Genomic DNA, 17,242 nt, shown 5'->3' on the forward strand with positions numbered 1-17,242 from the left:
TTTAGTTGATGCCGAATAAGGCCTCATGGTAAAAATAGCAAAAAATCTGCCATTTTTATCCCAGCATCATCTGTGCTTTTTTCACGGCAGCTACAAGCGCGTCTATTTCCTCTTTGGTATTGTAAAAGGCAAACGAAGCCCTTACCGTACCCGGTATGCAGAAACGCTCCATAACCGGCTGCGTGCAGTGGTGCCCGGTACGTACGGCTATGCCCATTTTATCTACAATAGCACCTATATCATACGGGTGGATTCCCTGCAGGTTAAACGATATTACCGAAGCTTTTTCTTTAGCGGTACCAACGAACTGTATACCTTCTATTTCAGACAGCTTTTGTGTGCCGTAAACCAGCAGCTCGTGCTCATAAGCGGCGATGTTGTCCATACCAATGCCGTTAAGGTAGTCTATGGCCGTACCCAGAACAATACCGCCCTCTATGTGCGGCGTACCGGCTTCAAACTTATGCGGAAGCCCGGCGTAGGTAGATTTTTCAAAAGTAACCTCCTTAATCATTTCGCCGCCGCCCTGGTAAGGGGGTAATTTTTCCAGCCAGGCCTCTTTTCCGTACAGTATGCCTGTACCGGTAGGCCCGCAGGCTTTGTGCCCGCTAAAGGCGTAAAAATCGGCATCAAGTGCCTGCACATCTATGGTAAGGTGCGGTGCGGCCTGTGCACCGTCTATAAGTACGGCAGCGCCTACGGCGTGGGCTTTATCTATGATGTACTTAACCGGGTTTATGGTACCCAGCGAATTGCTGATGTGGTTTACCGCAACAATCTTGGTCTTCTCTGTAAGCAGGCGTTCAAATTCCTCCAGAATCAGTTCGCCGGCATCATTTACAGGGATAACCTGAAGGCTTGCCCCGGTACGTTCGCACAGCATTTGCCACGGCACTATGTTGCTGTGGTGCTCTATAGCCGATATCATTACCGCGTCGCCCGGTTTCAAAAACTGGGTAAAGCCGCTTGCCACCAGGTTAATACCGTGTGTGGTACCACTGGTAAACAGTACCTCATGGGCATGGGCAGCGTTTATGTGCTTTTGTATGGTTTGGCGCGATACCTCATATGCATCGGTAGCCAACTGGCTCAGAGTGTGCACCCCACGGTGTATGTTGGCGTTAATGGTAGTGTAGTATTTGCTTATGGCATCGATTACTATCTGCGGCTTTTGCGAAGTAGCGGCATTATCAAAATAAACCAGCGGCTTGCCGTTTACTTTTTCATTCAGTATCGGGAAATCGGCTCTTACAGCCTGTATATCAAACATGTGTATCCTTTCTTTTTGGGCAGTTGCATCCATGTGCAATAGTTTTGTGCAAAGTTACGGCATGTTTTTTTAAAATAAGTGCTTACACTGCCAAAATGCATGGTTCGTGCGGTTTTAGAAAAATCACTTTTGGGTCAGGTTGTTTTGCTCAATGTGCATATAAAATGGATAGTCACCCTTTTTGGTTTGTGGAAAGTTAATGCTATTTCCCTCTATTACTGCATATCTGTACTGATTAACGTTATCTTCTGAAAAACGCTGCGAATTAAAAAACACCGTATCTCCTCTAACCGTATAAGTGCCACTTTCCTCGTCAACACCGAAACACACATGGTGAAACAGGTACGTTTTGTTTTCCCTGAGTTTTAATGTACTCATGCAATTAGCGGCACCTTCCTTTGTTGCAACCAGCAATGGTTTACTTTCAAGTTTTGAATACGGGATGATTCCGGTGGGGAATAAAGCAATAAGCACAAGGCTGGCTACTAACAAGCATAAAACTTTAAGCCTGTTTTTATCCGAAAACTTTTCCCTTAAGATTTTAACAAGCTGAACCAAAGCTGCAATGGCCAACACTAAATACAAAAGGCCGAGCAACATAAACACCGGGAAAGCGAGCATGCCCAGCCAACCTTCCCAAAAGTAACTGGTATTAATAAGCAGGAAGAAAACAATGGTAGTATATAATAGCAGCCTGTGTTTTTTCATGACCACTAATATAAAAAAATCCCGCCGAAGCGGGATTAGTATACTTATATTTTGGTAATTACCAGTTCTACACGGCGGTCGTATTCAGGCCCTTTGCCCAGCGGCTTAGTATTGCCATAACCCTTAAAGGTCATGCGGCTCTCGGCTACTTTTTTTGCCTTGAGGTAATTAAATACCGATTTTGCCCTGTTGATGCTCAACTCGCGCTTACGCGTCCCCATATCTATTGCCTCTTTTTGGAAGGTAGGCGTACAACATATATGCCCCTGTATTTCAAACTGTAGGTTCTTGTACTTCTGCAATATCTTACACACTTTATCCAGTTCTTTTTTAGAACTGAGGGTAAGCTGGCTTTTACCTTTTTCAAACAGTATATTGTCCAGGTAAATGCGGTCGCCAATTACCATATCACCCTTAAGGTCTTCTATATGGTACATGCCGGGTTCCAGCTTAGGTGGCGGTGTAGGCCTGAAGTTTACAACAACGTCTACACGGCGGTTTTTAGAACGGGCCTCGCTTTTGTTGTCTATATCTTCCTCCAGCATTATACGCCCTTTGCCTTCTATGGTAATGATAATCTTGTTTTTAACACCCTGCCCTACCAGCTTTTCTTTAATGGTATTGGCACGGTTTTTACTCAGCTTCAGGTTATAGCTGTCTTTACCGCGGTCATCGCAGTAGCCAAATATCTGTATGGTTTCTATTCGGGTGGTATCTAGCGCCTTAATAAAAGCCACTACGCCATCTCCCTGTTTTTCATCAAGGTTATACTTATCAAACACAAAGTATACCGAATATACGGTTTCCTCCTGCGCCCGTGCCAGCAGCGGGGCAAGCAGCAAAAACAGGTAAATAACTTTTCTAAGCATTGTTTTGTGGGGTTTTATCGTCTATCCTGCACAGGCTTATATCCTCCGGCGGATGTATTACTATAGGGAACTTCTCTACCTTAACCGAGCTGCTGTCCAACCCGAAAGCCCTGCCTTCAGAAAGGCTCACCTTTTTCAGCATAAAGTAAATATCGAGGATGATACGCTCAAACCATGGCAGGTCATTGTCATAGCTGAGGAATTTCTCAATAATTACAAACTTAAAGTCGCCTATCACATTATTACGGCTAAGCGATTCGTATCGGCTGGTAATATCCACTTCGCCACGCTTCACAAGGTCGCGCACTACCTGCTTAAACATAAGGTTAATACGCGGCTGCACCCTGAAACCGAGGTAGAAGTCTACACGTATAACGTCATCTTTTACAATTTCGCGTACGCGGTACTCCATTCTGTACGGTTCATCTACCACATTTACGTGTACAAACCAGTAAATATCGGCACGTTTCGGCCTTTTTTGCAGTATCGAATAAATAATTTTCGACTCTACCTCATCGCTCAGCCCGGCATTGGTCATGTATACCAGGTGGGTGGCGTATTTTGGTATAGAATTATCGTTGCTCAGTTCGGCAAGTACGGTCTTGTAGTTGTCTATTTTGGTAAACTCGGTATACTCACTGCGGATTTCCTTAGCCCTGTACCACACAAACATAATGAATGCAAGCAACCCGGCTATACCCAGCGACACATAACCACCGTGGTGGAACTTACTCATATTCGCCACCAGGAACGAGAATTCTATGGTAAAATATACCGCAACGGTACCCAGGATGAACAGCTTGTTGTAGCGTTTCATTACCATGTAATAGCCCAGAAGTATGGTGGTCATAATCATACAGAGTACAATGGCAAGGCCGTAAGCCGCCTCCATATTACCCGATTCTTTAAAGTGCAGTGTAATGAATACACAGCCCCAGAATAATAACCAGTTGATAGACGGTATGTAGATTTGCCCTTTCAGTTCTGTTGGGAACTTAACCGATACCTTCGGCCAGAAGTTAAGGCGCATGGCTTCGCTGATAAGGGTGAACGAACCGCTTATCAATGCCTGCGATGCTATAATGGCTGCCGATGTGGCTATAGCAATACCGAACGGCAGGAACCAGTCGGGCATAAGCAGGTAGAATGGGTTACCCGGTACTTCAGGGCTTGGGCTAAGCGCAGTAAGCGTTTTGCCTGCGTGCGATATAAGGTAAGCACCCTGGCCGAAATAGTTAAGTATCAGCATCAGCTTTACAAAGCCCCAGCTTATGCGTATGTTGCTACGCCCACAGTGGCCCATGTCGCTATACAGCGCCTCGGCACCCGTTGTACACAGGAATACGAAGCCCAGTACATAAAAACCGTCGTGGTGTACGCTAAGCAGGTTTATGGCATAGTACGGGTTTAATGCCTTTAGCACCTCTGCATACTGGAATATGGGAATAATACCCAAAAAACCCAGCATACCGAACCAAAGCAGCATCATAGGCCCGAAAAACTTACCTACCAGGCTGGTACCGAATTTTTGTATGACAAAGAGTGCAAACAATATACCTATAACAATAGGTACTGTGTTAAGTTCCGGGTTGTAGATTTTTAGCCCCTCTATGGCTGAAGAAACCGAAATGGGCGGGGTAATAATACCATCGGCAAGGAGGGCACTACCACCTATAATGGCCGGGATAATAAGGCCTTTCTTTTTAAGGCGCTTTACAAGGGTATACAAAGAGAAAATACCACCTTCTCCTTTGTTATCAGCTTGTAAGGTTAGTATTACATACTTTAGGGTGGTTTGCAGGGTCAGTGTCCAGAAAATACACGAGAGTGCACCCAGCACTACTTCGTTATCTATGGGCTTCTCGCCTACTATGGCCTTCATTACATATAGGGGTGAAGTACCGATATCCCCGTAGATTATCCCCAGTGTAACAATAAGTCCTCCTAAGGTTACACTGTTCAGGTGTTTGTGACTTGAGCTCACGACAATTGTTTGATTTATAAAGATACAAAGTTAGCAGTTTTTACAACATGCTATACCGCCTGCATGCCAATATTTAACGAAACGATGCTGCATTTACACTCTGCGCAATACTATAGCGTATTTGTTTATCAAAAAGTTATAAACACGAAAAAAAGTGATTAAAAGAAATAGAGTTTTAATTATTAACCCTCATAAAACACATAGATAAATATCAATATCAGGGCTTAAATTAAAAATTCCTGCACCATTCACTCCAGGATCCCACATAAAGCGAAGGTATTTCGAACCCTGCATGTGCCATGGCGAGCAAAGTATGGCAGGCCGTTACACCTGACCCACAGTGTACAATAATATTTTCAGCGCCATGTTTCTCAAATACATGCCTGTATTTTTCCCGGAGTAACCCTGGTGGTAAAAACATTCCATTATCATCTAAATTATCCTTAAACGGCATATTCACAGCTCCCGGAATATGTCCGGCAACAGGATCCAGCGGTTCGGTAATACCGAGAAAGCGTTCTGTGTCACGCACATCAATGATTAGCCAGTCATCACTACCTGAAGCTATTTTCACCTCATCAATCTTTTTGATTGGGAGTTGCCACGCAGTAAAGGGATATGGTTCTTTAATCATAGATGAAACTGTACCCGATGTAAGCCTGATACCTGAAGCTTTGGCCGCTTGTAACCCACCACTCAGTACCTGTACTTTAGTATGCCCGGCAGCCCTGAGCATCCACCAGAACCTTGCAGCAGCGTTGCTTCCCTGCTTATCATCGTATACAACTACATGAGAATCGGTATCAATACCGAGACTACCAAGAAGCTGCGAGAATTTATCAATACCGGGCAGCGGATGCCTCCCCCCTATTGCAGCATTTTCAGGCACTTCTGCCAAATGTTCATTAAGGTCTACATATAAAGCGGATTCAATATGTTTATTCTCATAACGCAAACGGGCTTCCTTCCCTGAACCCGCATCTATCAATACAATATTGCTTCCTTTTAATAAGGCACCTAATTCTTCTGTAGTTATTATTGGCTTCATGCTAAATAAAAAATCCCCTCAAAATGAGGGGACTATATTAAAAAATTACTTTTTAAGTATTTTGGTATAATCTGCCGTATTACCCAGTACGGCCGTCGCCTTTTTAATCTCTGTATTACTGGTCAGGTAGTATTTATACAAGCCTTCCTTGTACTGGTAACGCTTTATAAGCTCATCAGTAATCAGTTGCTTTATTTCCTCCTTATGGGCGGCAAGCTCTTTGTCTTCACTTTTTTGTACTGCGGCCAACAGTGCATTGTATTCTGCCTTAATGCTTTCGTCAACCTTTTCCTTCTTGGCGGTAACCATCAGCTCTTTAACAGCTTTCTCTGTATCGGTATCAAACTCAAAATTCTCCTTTTTCAGGAATGCCTTAAAAGCTTCAAAATCAGCATCGGTAACCGATGGTATCTTGGCACCAAGGTTCGGGTTTTTATAGTAATACTGGGTAGCATAGTTAAATACACCGTCTTTGCGTTGCAGTGCATCGGCTATGGCGCTTTGCTTACTCTCTTCCAATACCACATCGGGCAAAATACCACCCCCGTCATACACGGTACGACCGTTTCGGGTTTTAAAAGCATTGTAATTTTTGGCATCAATGCGTATGGCCTTACCGTCGGCATCTTTATGGGTATAGTCCAGCGCCTGTATACCACGGCCTGAAGGCGTATAATAGCGCGATATGGTAACTTTTACCTGTGTGCCATACGTAAGATCCAGCGGGCGTTGTACAAGCCCCTTACCGAAGCTGCGGCTGCCAATGATAACCGCACGGTCTAAATCCTGCAACGCTCCCGATACAATCTCTGAAGCTGAGGCGCTTTTTCCATCAACAAGTATTGCTAACGGAATGTCCAGGTCTACCGGGGCAGCATGGGTTTTATAGGTATTGTTGTACTTGTCGTTCTTACTTTTGGTGGTAACAATGGTTTCACCTTCTTTAACAAAAAGGCTGCAAATGTTTACAGCTTCGTTCAGCAGTCCTCCGGGGTTTCCGCGAAGGTCCAGGATAATACGCTTTGCCCCCTGGCCCTTCAGGTCAAGCAGCGCTGCCTTGGTTTCTGTGCTGGCTTTGGCATTAAACTGCGACAGCACTATATAGCCTGTCTCTTTATCAACAAGCGCGTAATACGGTACCGCTTTTACATCTACCTCGCTCAGTACAAGATCGGTAGTAAACGGTTTGCCCTGACGCAGGTATTTTATGGTAATTTTGGTATTCTTGCTGCCCTTAAGCAGTTCGCTGGCATCTTCTTTAAAATCAGCCAAAAGCACATCGCCTATTTGTATGATTTCGTCACCGGCTTTAAGCCCGGCCTTATCAGCAGGATAGTCCTTGTACGGTTCCTTGATGATAAGCTTGCCATCCTTACGGCTTATCATGGCGCCAATTCCGGTATACTCACCCGTGTTGTTTATCTTGAACTTGGCCACATCGGCTTCGTTAAAATACACGGTATACGGGTCAAGGTCGGCCAACATGCTTTTTATGGCCTTGTCCATCATATCACCGGGATTGGTTTCATCCACATAGTTGGTATTCACCGTTTTGTAAAGGGTGGTAAATATCTCTATCTGTTTGGCTATCTCAAAAAAATCATCGCGGTAGGTAAAGCCTGCCCCGGTAAACAGCAGCCCTGCGGCTACGGCAGGAACTACGTATTTCTTTTTTAATCTCTTAAACATTTTGCTTCCTCTTCTTTAATTTTTTACGGATCAGTATAATCGCAATTACGAAAATAAGTATTAACGGCCAAATGTCGAGCACGGAAAGGAAGAAATCTGAAATTGAATTAAATCCTGTGCCCAGCGATGCTATAATTTTGTTGCCGTACGACTGCCTTTTGGTCGTACCTCGTGCAATTTCCTTATAAAAATACAGGTCGATTGTACTCATGCTCACTTTGGTTTGCAGGTACTTCAGCCTGCCTTCCTTGGCTTCAATTTCCTCACGGATTTCAGACAGCTTTTGCTCAATTTCCAGCATTTCCGAAACCTTATTGGCCTTCTTCAAAAGCTCGTAGTAACGGTTTTCCAACTCTTTTTTGGTTTTAATACGGGCCGAAACATCTACATACTCTTCCGTTACATCCTGAGACGAAATTTCCTTGGTATCATAATAATCCACACCTTTACTCAGGTCGGAAATAAATGCATCAAAACTGGCCGAAGGTATACGCACACTCATACTCCGTGACAGCTCATAATCTTCATGTTGTTGCACATCGCTTTGAATATTGCCCTTATACTTCTCTACCAGCACCTGTATTACAGCCGTTGTACTGTCGGTATCTTTGGTCTGGAAACGCAGGTTGGCATTTTTGATGATTTTTGGCTTAATCGTCGCGGCATTGTTAGTGTTTCCTTCAATAGGCGGTGGAGGTGGCAGTTCATCGGCATCAGCCATAGGGGCCTCCATAGCTGCAACGGCTACAGCGGTACTGTCGTAAGCGGTTGCTTCTAATTCTTTAAATTTAACTTCTTCAACAATTGAAATATCTTCATTTTTCTTGCAGCCGGAAAGGGCCAATGCAAGTACAAGGGTATAAAAAAATGTTTTCATGGGTTTGGTGATTTTAACGTATAACGCAAAATCACAACCCGATAGTATAGGGCATTGATTTACAACCCTTCCTTCTCTAAAAACTTATGGAAAAGCTGCACGGTTTTTTCACTGATTTCAGCATGGGTAAGCCTGTCCTTAGTCTGGTAAAAGAACATAATGGCATACGGCTTTTCTACTTTGTCAAGTAGAATGTGCTTGTTCAGCCTGTAGGCTTCGCGCAGGTGACGCTTAAAAAGGTTGCGGTCGTGCGCACGCTTAAAGTATTTCTTGGAAACCGACACCCCAACTTGTGTAGTAGCACCTTCAACCGGTTCAAGGGGTTTGTAAACCAACCTCAACGGGTACTTACTTACCGACTGTCCGTCTGTAAAAAGCTCGCCGATGAGCGTGCGGCTTTTTAGTTTTTCGGCTTTGCCGTAGGTATAACGTTTGGTTTCCATGCGGGTGCAAAGGTAATGCTTTTTAGGTTTTGCCACGAATTTCACTAATGCCACAAGTTCTTTAATCAGGATTGTATTTAAAATTTTGAGTTACTGCAAAATCAATTTGTGAAATTCGTGTCAAACCAAAACAAAAAAACTGCCCCGAAAGGCAGTCTTCAACTATTTAAAACAGATAAAATTCTTACAAATCAAAACCCATGCTCACGCCAAGTTTGGTGGCAATGAGTTTGGTAATGCGTTGCTTAAGCTCCGGTATGCGGATACTGTCTATAGCTTCGTTGCTAAACGCGTACATAAGCAGTGCCTTGGCTTCCTTTTGTGGGATACCGCGGCTGCGCAGGTAAAATAATGCGTCGTCATCAAGCTGGCCAATGGTACAGCCGTGTGAACACTTTACGTCATCAGCAAAAATTTCAAGCTGTGGCTTGGCATTAATTGTTGCCTTTTCGCTGATAAGGATGTTATTATTCTGCTGGAAAGCATCAGTCTTTTGGGCTTCGCGCTCCACATATATCTTACCGTTAAACACACCTGTAGCATTGCCGTCATAAATACCTTTGTAGTTCTGGTGGCTTTCGCAGTTTGGTGTGGCGTGGTGTACCAGCGTGTAGTGGTCTACATGCTGTTTGTCGCCAATAATGGTAATACCCTTAAGCGTACTCTCTATATGCTCGCCCTGGTGGTAAAAATTCAGGTTGTTACGGGTAATATTGCCGCCAAACGAAAAAGTATGCACAGAAGCATTACTATTGCGTTTTTGGGCTATATAAGTATTGTCTACCAGGTTTGCCGATTGCTCGTCGTTCTGTATTTTGTAGTAATCTACATTGGCATACTCCTGCGCAAAGATTTCGGTAACGCTGTTAGTCAGCACCGGATTACCATTAAGGCTCTGGTGGCGCTCTATAATTTGCACCTGGGCATTTTCGCCTACAATAACCAGGTTACGCGGCTGCACCATAAGTGCGGCTTCGCTACCTGTACTCAGGTACATGATTTCAACAGGCTTATCGGCTACCTTACCTTTCGGTATGTTTATGAAAGCACCTTCGCTGGCAAATGCCGTGTTTAGCGAAGTAAGTGTTTCATCTTTGCTTGCTATTTTGTTGAAGTAGGCATCAATCACTTCCTTGTATTTCGGCTTGGTAAGCGCGCTGCTCATAAGGCATACATCAATGCCGTCATGCGTAGTGCTGCTTAAAAACGAACTGAAAACACCATCGATAAACACCAGCTTGTAGGTATCTATCTGGTGCAGGAAATATTTTTTTACGTCGCCATAGTTAAGAGCGTTTTCGCTCTTAGGGAACACCGTAAAATCATTCTTCAGTACCGCGTTTAGCGATGTGTATTTCCATGCCTCCTCTTTTTTTGTAGGGAAGCCTTTCGCCTCAAAATTCTTAATGGCAGCCGTACGGATGTCGTGCAGCGTGCTGTGCACATCTACATGCTCCTCAAACGCCATAAAAGACGATAATAGTTTTTCTTTTAAATCCATCTCTATAGTTTCAGGTTTAAAGTTTAAAGTTTAAAGTTGTGAGGAGCTCAATAACCACTCCTGCTCAAACCTTAAACTTTAAACCTTAAACTTTAAACGAATTAATTCTCCGCTTTAATCCAGTCGTAGCCTTTTTCTTCAAGTTCGTAGGCAAGTTCCTTACCGCCCGATTTCACGATTTTACCTTTGTACAGTACGTGAACGAAGTCAGGAACAATATAGTCAAGAAGGCGCTGGTAGTGGGTGATAACAATAACAGCGTTGTCTTTGCTGCGTAGTTTGTTTACACCGTTTGCCACGATACGAAGCGCATCAATGTCAAGACCTGAATCCGTTTCGTCAAGTATGGCAAGCTTCGGCTCCAGCATAGCCATCTGGAAAATTTCGTTACGCTTCTTCTCACCACCCGAAAAACCTTCGTTTAGCGAGCGCGAAAGGAACTTGCGGTCTATTTCCAGCAGTTCGCTTTTTTCACGGATAAGCTTCAGCATTTCGTTGGCAGGCATTTCATCCTGGCCGTTAGCCTTACGGGTTTCGTTAATGGCGGTTTTCATGAAGTTTGTTACCGATACGCCCGGTATCTCTACAGGGTACTGGAACGAAAGGAACACACCTTTGTGCGCGCGCTCCTCTGGGGCAAGTTCGCCTATGTCTTCACCTTCAAGGATGATTTCACCGTCGGTTACCTCGTAGTTTTCGTTACCGGCAATAACCGATGAAAGGGTACTTTTACCAGAACCGTTTGGCCCCATAATAGCGTGTACCTCACCGGCTTTAACTTCAAGGTTAATTCCTTTTAGTATGTCTTTGTCTTCTACCTTCGCGTGCAGGTTTTTTATACTTAACATGTTTTAATTGTTTAAAGTTTAAGGTTTAAAGTTGCCTCACTGGAACTTAGTACCCTTAAAATCTTTATTGTTTAGATAAATTATAAAATTGTTTATTTTACCGCTTAAATTCTCAAAACAATCTTTCAAATAGTTGAATTTATGTTCGTCAATATAACCGTAATCAAGCAACCTGTACAGTTGAGACCTCACCTCGCCGGCTGAGCCTTTGGCAACAGATAAAAATTGCCTGAATTCTAAATTTCCATTTCTTTCAAAGCCTTCAGCAATATTGTCCATGATAGAACCTGATGAAGCCTTTATTTGGTCACGAAACCTAAAGTCTGATTTTAATCCGGTTTCTACCGAAATGATGTGAATTTCTTTGCAAAGTCGCCTTGCTTCCTGCCAGATTTCCAAATCTTCAAACCTTTTTACCGTAGCCATATATTGTATTGATTAATCAAAGTTATAAGGCAAGAGTAAACAACTTTAAACCTTAAACTTTAAACAAAATTAACCCACAGATCCCTCAAGGCTTATTTCAAGAAGCTTCTGCGCTTCTACGGCAAATTCCATTGGCAGCTTATTAAGTACCTCTTTACTGAATCCGTTAACAATAAGGGCAATGGCTTTTTCTGTAGGGATACCGCGCTGGTTGCAGTAAAACACCTGGTCTTCACCAATTTTACTGGTCGTAGCTTCGTGCTCTATCTTGGCGGTAGTGTTTTTCGACTCAATGTACGGGAAGGTGTGCGCACCGCAGTTGTTACCCATAAGCAGTGAATCACACTGAGAGAAGTTACGCGCATTTTCGGCACGGCTTCCTATCTGTACAAGGCCACGGTAGCTGTTTTGCGACTTACCCGCTGAGATACCTTTAGAAATAATGGTACTCTTGGTGTTCTTGCCAAGGTGAATCATCTTGGTACCTGTGTCTGCCTGCTGGAAGTTATTGGTAACCGCGATAGAGTAAAATTCACCTACCGAGTTATCACCTTTAAGTACACAGCTTGGGTATTTCCAGGTAACTGCCGAACCGGTTTCTACCTGTGTCCAACTTATTTTAGCGTTCTTTTCGCAAAGACCGCGCTTGGTTACAAAGTTGAACACACCACCCTTGCCTTCTTTAGTTCCGGGGAACCAGTTTTGTACGGTGCTGTACTTAATTTCGGCATCGTCGAGCGCTATAAGCTCTACCACAGCGGCGTGAAGCTGGTTTTCGTCACGGCTTGGTGCGGTACAGCCTTCAAGGTAGCTCACGTAGCTGCCCTCATCGGCAATAACAAGCGTACGCTCAAACTGCCCGGTACCTGCCTGATTAATACGGAAATACGTGCTCAGTTCCATAGGGCAACGCACCCCTTTAGGGATGTAGCAAAACGAACCGTCTGAGAATACGGCCGAGTTAAGCGCTGCATAGAAGTTATCCTTTTGCGGCACTACCGACCCGATATATTTCTTAACCAGTTCAGGGTGTTCTTTTATGGCTTCTGAAATCGGGCAGAAAATAATGCCTTTTTCAGCAAGTGTCTTTTTAAACGTGGTAGCAACAGATACAGAGTCCACAACTATATCCATAGCTATGTTGTTCATCTTCTTTTGCTCGTCTATAGAAATACCCAGCTTTTTGTACATGGCCAAAAGCTCAGGGTCTACATCGTCAAGCGTTTTGTTAGGGTCTACCGTTTTCGGTGCAGAATAATAGGAAATAGCCTGAAAGTCGGGTTTCTCGTAGTGTACGTTTGCCCATTCAGGCTCAATCATCTGTGTCCATACACGGTACGCCTCAAGGCGCCACTCGGTCATCCACTCCGGCTCTTCTTTCTTAGCCGAAAGCGCGCGGATAATGTCCTCGTTTAACCCTATGGGAAACGTTTCGCTTTCTATATCGGTATAAAAACCGTACTCATATTCTTTATTTTCGAGTTCGATTTTTAATTCTTCTTCTGTATACTTACTCATGTTTTTTGTTTCAGGTTTAAAGTTTCAGGTTTAAAGTTGCGCACTCGAACCTAAAAACTATACTGAATAACTTTTTAAACGTTACAAATAAGCCTCAATTTTCAGGCTCCAAAACATGGAACCTGAAACCTGAAACTTTAAACTTTTTTATAGCGAGAAGCTCTCCCCACACCCACAAGTCCTTGCGGCATTAGGGTTATTGAAAACAAAGCCTTTGCCGTTAAGGCCGCCGCTAAACTCAAGGATTGTACCCGCAAGATACAGTACGCTTTTTTTATCTACGGCTATCTTTACGCCATTGTCTTCAAATACTTTATCATTTTCGCTAAGCGCGTTGTCAAATTTAAGTTCGTATGACAAACCTGAACATCCACCGCTCTTTACGCCTACCCTTATATAGTCAGTAGCTGCGTTAAAGCCGTCATCCTCCATGAGCATAATGGCCCTCTTCTTTGCTGAATCAGAAACTTTTATCATATCCTAAAAACGTATAATTAGTGTAAATTATGTGCAAAGATATGCCAAAAAGTTCGCTTTAGGAAATCATCCCATTTTATTGGCAAATATTAGCATAGAAGATGTTTATAGTTACGGCAATAATTATGTACTTTTACAAAAATTACCCAACCATGAAACCAAAATCTATCCTAGCATCACTTGCAGCATTAGCCATTCTAACCACAGGCATTGTACTATTCATAAGGAAAAGCAACGACCACCGTGAGTGCGAAACCGTGACATATAAAACTACCGCCGCAAACGGTGAAACCATAACTACCACAAAGCATGTTTGCAGGGAACGCTTTAGTTTTTAACCTCAACATTCACAATAAAACAACCTTAAGGACATCTTAATTTAAGGAATACGCAATGTTATGGCATTGTAATTGTTTACCTTTGCAAAAAATTTTTGTTCCACCATGGACGACTACCGACAGGAAATACAAGTATTAACCCTGCAGGGATAGCGAAGCAGCTTTTCCCTGTAACCAAATTATTGAGGGAAAAGCAAAATGGTAACCTATTACACCAAAGACCACTGCGGCCTTACTACATGTAAAACCGAGAACGACTCTATCTGGATCAGCGCCGTAAACCCTACCGAAGCCGAAAAAAAATACCTTTTAGACGAACTGAAGGTACCCGAGGCATTTTACAACGACATTGAAGATACCGACGAACGCCCCCGTATAGAAATGGAAGACGGCTGGTGCCTTATCCTCCTCCGCATGCCTATAAAGCATAACAGCGAGCGCCTGCCCTACACCACTGCCCCGCTGGGCGTAATTTTTAAGGAAAATGTTTTTGTGTCGCTTTGCTTTACACAAAACGACATGCTGGCCGACTTCATTCAGTACTCTAAGAAAAAACATATACAGCCCGACGGCCCTATGGAACTGGTGCTTCGCCTGCTGTTATCCAGCAGTATATGGTTCCAGAAGTACCTGAAACAGATAAACCAGCTTATAAAACATGCCGAAGATAACCTGGAAAAATCCATCCGTAATGAAGACCTTCAGGCGTTGCTGCAAATAGAAAAGTGCCTGGTGTATTTTATCACTTCGCTTAAAGGCAATGAAGTGCTGTTTTACCGCATTCGCAACCTTAAAGCGTACCGCGACGGCTATGACCCGGATCTGATTGAAGACGTAGAAATTGAGCTACGCCAGGCACAGGACACTACTAACATATACAGCGATATCCTTACCGGCACCATGGATGCCTACGCCAGCGTGATTTCTAACAACCTGAACATCATCATGAAACGGCTTACCTCCATTTCCATAATATTGATGATACCTACGCTTATAGCGAGTTTCTACGGCATGAACGTACCAAACAGCCTTCAGGAAAACCCGCATGGGCTTTGGCTTATAGCGCTGGCTTCGTTCCTAATTTCGGTTGTAGGTGTATTGTTGTTTAAACGCAATAACTTGTTTTAATGAAACGATGTTTCTGTGTACCAATGTATCAATTGTTTTAGGAATTATAACACATCACTGAATTGTTACATTGATAAATTACCATATTATTACACTAAAGAAAAGATTATTTTCTTACATTTGTAAAAATTTCTGATATGGTATCACGCAGGGTAGGCCAGTTTATAGAGGCCACGGGCATCAGCTATTACGCTTTTGAAAACAGTATCGGCGCAAGCCGTGGCGCTATAAGCAAGGCTGTAAAAGACGAGAAAAGCATAGGCAGCAACGTACTGGAAAAAATTATCAGCCAGTACCCTCAGCTGAATCCTAACTGGCTGCTTACCGGCTTTGGTGATATGCTGTTACCTGAAAGTGAAATGCCTACGGGTGTTACCACATTCCGCCTGAAGACCGATGTTACCGTAGAAAGCCAGAAGATACCGCTATACAACCTGGAGGCTGTGGCCGGTATAGTGCCGCTTTTCGGCAGTGCCAACACCATGAAACCTGATGATTACATCTCTGTACCGCACCTGCCTAAATGCGACGGCGCTGTATACGTAACGGGAGACAGTATGCGCCCCATACTGAACAGCGGCGATATAGTAATGTACAAGATACTGGACGATATTAAAAACAGTATTTTCTTTGGCGAAATGTACCTGCTGGGCCTGGATATGGGTGGCGATGAGTACATTACCGTAAAGTACATACACCGCAGCGAAGAACCGGAACACATAAAACTGGTAAGCGAAAACCCTAAGCACCAGCCAAAAGACGTGCCCATGCAGTCAATCCGTGCATTAGCACTGGTTAAGGGCAGCATCCGCATTAATGCGATGTTTTAAGCAAAAGATTTATTTCCAACAAAATAGCCAATGGGTAATTTGCATTTTACTTTTTGCGTTTAGCAAAGTATATGTAAATTGCCCATAGTTTTTTATACCGCCAACCGTGAGACATTTTTACACCAGCATAATATATCTCCCCTTTGCCATAAATTGCCTGGCTCAACAAAGCATTATATATACAAAAGACAGCGACACCGCCAGCATAAAGTATACGAACTACATTGTAAACCGATTTGATATAGAACCTATCACCGATTTACAAGAGCCCTTTGTTTTTAGAAGTTGGAATACATATTCACTACTTGAAATACGCAAAGACAGTATAAACAAGCTTTCAGGCAGTATAACGTATATGGCTCATGAATCTTCACAAAACAATAGCGGCGTGTATACCAAGGTATTTAACCTTAGTAGAAAAGAAGTTACAGAAATGTATAAAGTAATAACGCAGTCAAAGGTAGACACCATTTCGGATAAGAAATATATAGCGGGCTGGCCATGGGGTTTTGATGGGTATACATACACCTATGAAATGAAAAATGATTCGGTTTATTCGCACAAAAGCTATTGGTGCGCAGGCAATTACAAGTTCCTTCCTGAAGCAATTGCTGTGGAAAAATTTAACAAAGAACTATATTCCTGTCTTAATGAAGATTACTTTAAAACTTTTAATAGCGGAGTACCTTTTTTAGGCTGGCTTTATCCGGGATCAGCAATGTATACGGGAAAAATATTAACTGCTGAGAAACGACGCCGTTATAATGGGGAGATTTGGGAAATAGGCCCTTACGTAAATAAAACCTCTCATCAAAAACTCGTTTACAACGAATACACCTCCAGTGGGCCAGGAAATGATTCGATAAACACTATTATACGAAATTGGCGTGGCTATAAGTTTGTAAATGTGAGCGAACCGGACGGTAAAGGCAGAATGTTTTATCAGGACTTAATCATTTTTCAAAAGGACACGTTACCTAACCACGCTATTTTTAATGAAAAATATGGCAAACTTTTACAAAAAATAAACCGAAACTTGGAGCAACAGTTTCTTGAAATGAAAAAGCAGGACCAAAAAGAAACGAGCTATTGCCTTGAAGAAATAGTATTTACTCCATTTGAAATGGATAAACTTCAGATAGAGATAAACGACGAAAAAGCGTTTACGTTTATAGCCCGATATGACGTGGGTATGGCCTGTCTTCCAGTAATGTTTGACCGTGTAACAATTCCTTACTCAAAAATTAAAAAGTACCTGATTGACACGCTAACAAAAGTGAACAAATAA

17 protein-coding genes are annotated in these 17,242 nt (G+C 43.0%); 4 read left to right on the forward strand and 13 right to left on the reverse strand.

Annotated elements, in window-relative coordinates; translation table 11 throughout:
• Positions 1-55 precede the first annotated feature (55 nt).
• The 13 genes from ACZIX4_RS05400 to ACZIX4_RS05460 form a co-directional block, all read right to left on the reverse strand.
• Positions 56-1,270 (reverse strand): SufS family cysteine desulfurase, encoded by a 1,215-nt coding sequence (locus tag ACZIX4_RS05400; RefSeq protein WP_463335180.1) that lies wholly within the window; start codon positions 1,268-1,270, stop codon positions 56-58.
• A gap of 123 nt (positions 1,271-1,393) precedes the next feature.
• Positions 1,394-1,978, reverse strand: a complete 585-nt coding sequence (locus ACZIX4_RS05405) for a hypothetical protein (protein ID WP_463334593.1) — start codon at positions 1,976-1,978, stop codon at positions 1,394-1,396.
• A 44-nt stretch (positions 1,979-2,022) separates the two neighbouring features.
• Positions 2,023-2,847 (reverse strand): OmpA family protein, encoded by an 825-nt coding sequence (locus tag ACZIX4_RS05410; RefSeq protein WP_463334594.1) that lies wholly within the window; start codon positions 2,845-2,847, stop codon positions 2,023-2,025.
• Positions 2,840-4,837 (reverse strand): KUP/HAK/KT family potassium transporter, encoded by a 1,998-nt coding sequence (locus tag ACZIX4_RS05415; protein ID WP_463335181.1) that lies wholly within the window; start codon positions 4,835-4,837, stop codon positions 2,840-2,842. Before ACZIX4_RS05415 ends, ACZIX4_RS05410 begins: the two co-directional genes overlap by 8 nt.
• A 223-nt stretch (positions 4,838-5,060) precedes the next feature.
• Positions 5,061-5,879, reverse strand: coding sequence for a sulfurtransferase (locus ACZIX4_RS05420; RefSeq protein WP_463334595.1), 819 nt, complete (start codon positions 5,877-5,879; stop codon positions 5,061-5,063).
• Positions 5,880-5,924: 45 nt separating this feature from the next.
• On the reverse strand, positions 5,925-7,568 hold the full coding sequence (locus tag ACZIX4_RS05425; RefSeq protein ID WP_463334596.1) for a S41 family peptidase: 1,644 nt from the start codon (positions 7,566-7,568) through the stop codon (positions 5,925-5,927).
• On the reverse strand, positions 7,561-8,445 hold the full coding sequence (locus ACZIX4_RS05430; protein ID WP_463334597.1) for a DUF4349 domain-containing protein: 885 nt from the start codon (positions 8,443-8,445) through the stop codon (positions 7,561-7,563). Before ACZIX4_RS05430 ends, ACZIX4_RS05425 begins: the two co-directional genes overlap by 8 nt.
• A 59-nt stretch (positions 8,446-8,504) precedes the next feature.
• Positions 8,505-8,888, reverse strand: coding sequence for a ribonuclease P protein component (rnpA, locus tag ACZIX4_RS05435; protein ID WP_463334598.1), 384 nt, complete (start codon positions 8,886-8,888; stop codon positions 8,505-8,507).
• A gap of 184 nt (positions 8,889-9,072) precedes the next feature.
• Complete coding sequence (sufD, locus tag ACZIX4_RS05440; protein ID WP_463334599.1) at positions 9,073-10,389, reverse strand: Fe-S cluster assembly protein SufD; 1,317 nt, start codon at positions 10,387-10,389, stop codon at positions 9,073-9,075.
• Positions 10,390-10,490: 101 nt separating this feature from the next.
• On the reverse strand, positions 10,491-11,237 hold the full coding sequence (gene sufC / locus ACZIX4_RS05445) for a Fe-S cluster assembly ATPase SufC (protein ID WP_463334600.1): 747 nt from the start codon (positions 11,235-11,237) through the stop codon (positions 10,491-10,493).
• A gap of 36 nt (positions 11,238-11,273) precedes the next feature.
• Positions 11,274-11,663: a four helix bundle protein gene (locus ACZIX4_RS05450; RefSeq protein WP_463334601.1), complete on the reverse strand. Its 390-nt coding sequence runs from the start codon at positions 11,661-11,663 to the stop codon at positions 11,274-11,276.
• A 69-nt stretch (positions 11,664-11,732) separates the two neighbouring features.
• A complete protein-coding gene (sufB, locus tag ACZIX4_RS05455) occupies positions 11,733-13,181 on the reverse strand; it encodes a Fe-S cluster assembly protein SufB (RefSeq protein ID WP_463334602.1) in 1,449 nt (482 codons plus the stop codon).
• Positions 13,182-13,328: 147 nt separating this feature from the next.
• Positions 13,329-13,658, reverse strand: coding sequence for a HesB/IscA family protein (locus ACZIX4_RS05460; protein ID WP_054408607.1), 330 nt, complete (start codon positions 13,656-13,658; stop codon positions 13,329-13,331).
• 152 nt (positions 13,659-13,810) lie between these two features.
• On the opposite strand from ACZIX4_RS05460, the gene ACZIX4_RS05465 reads away from it, so the two are divergent.
• The 4 genes from ACZIX4_RS05465 to ACZIX4_RS05480 all read left to right on the forward strand — a co-directional run bounded on the left by ACZIX4_RS05465 (position 13,811) and on the right by ACZIX4_RS05480 (position 17,242).
• Entirely contained in the window at positions 13,811-13,996 is a 186-nt protein-coding gene (locus ACZIX4_RS05465) for a hypothetical protein (RefSeq protein ID WP_463334603.1), read from the forward strand.
• Between the two features lie 198 nt (positions 13,997-14,194).
• Positions 14,195-15,124, forward strand: coding sequence for a magnesium transporter CorA family protein (locus tag ACZIX4_RS05470; protein ID WP_463334604.1), 930 nt, complete (start codon positions 14,195-14,197; stop codon positions 15,122-15,124).
• 137 nt (positions 15,125-15,261) lie between these two features.
• Positions 15,262-15,954, forward strand: a complete 693-nt coding sequence (locus ACZIX4_RS05475; RefSeq protein WP_463334605.1) for a S24 family peptidase — start codon at positions 15,262-15,264, stop codon at positions 15,952-15,954.
• Between the two features lie 106 nt (positions 15,955-16,060).
• Complete coding sequence (locus ACZIX4_RS05480; protein ID WP_463334606.1) at positions 16,061-17,242, forward strand: hypothetical protein; 1,182 nt, start codon at positions 16,061-16,063, stop codon at positions 17,240-17,242.

This window comes from Flavobacterium niveum (genome assembly GCF_055231775.1).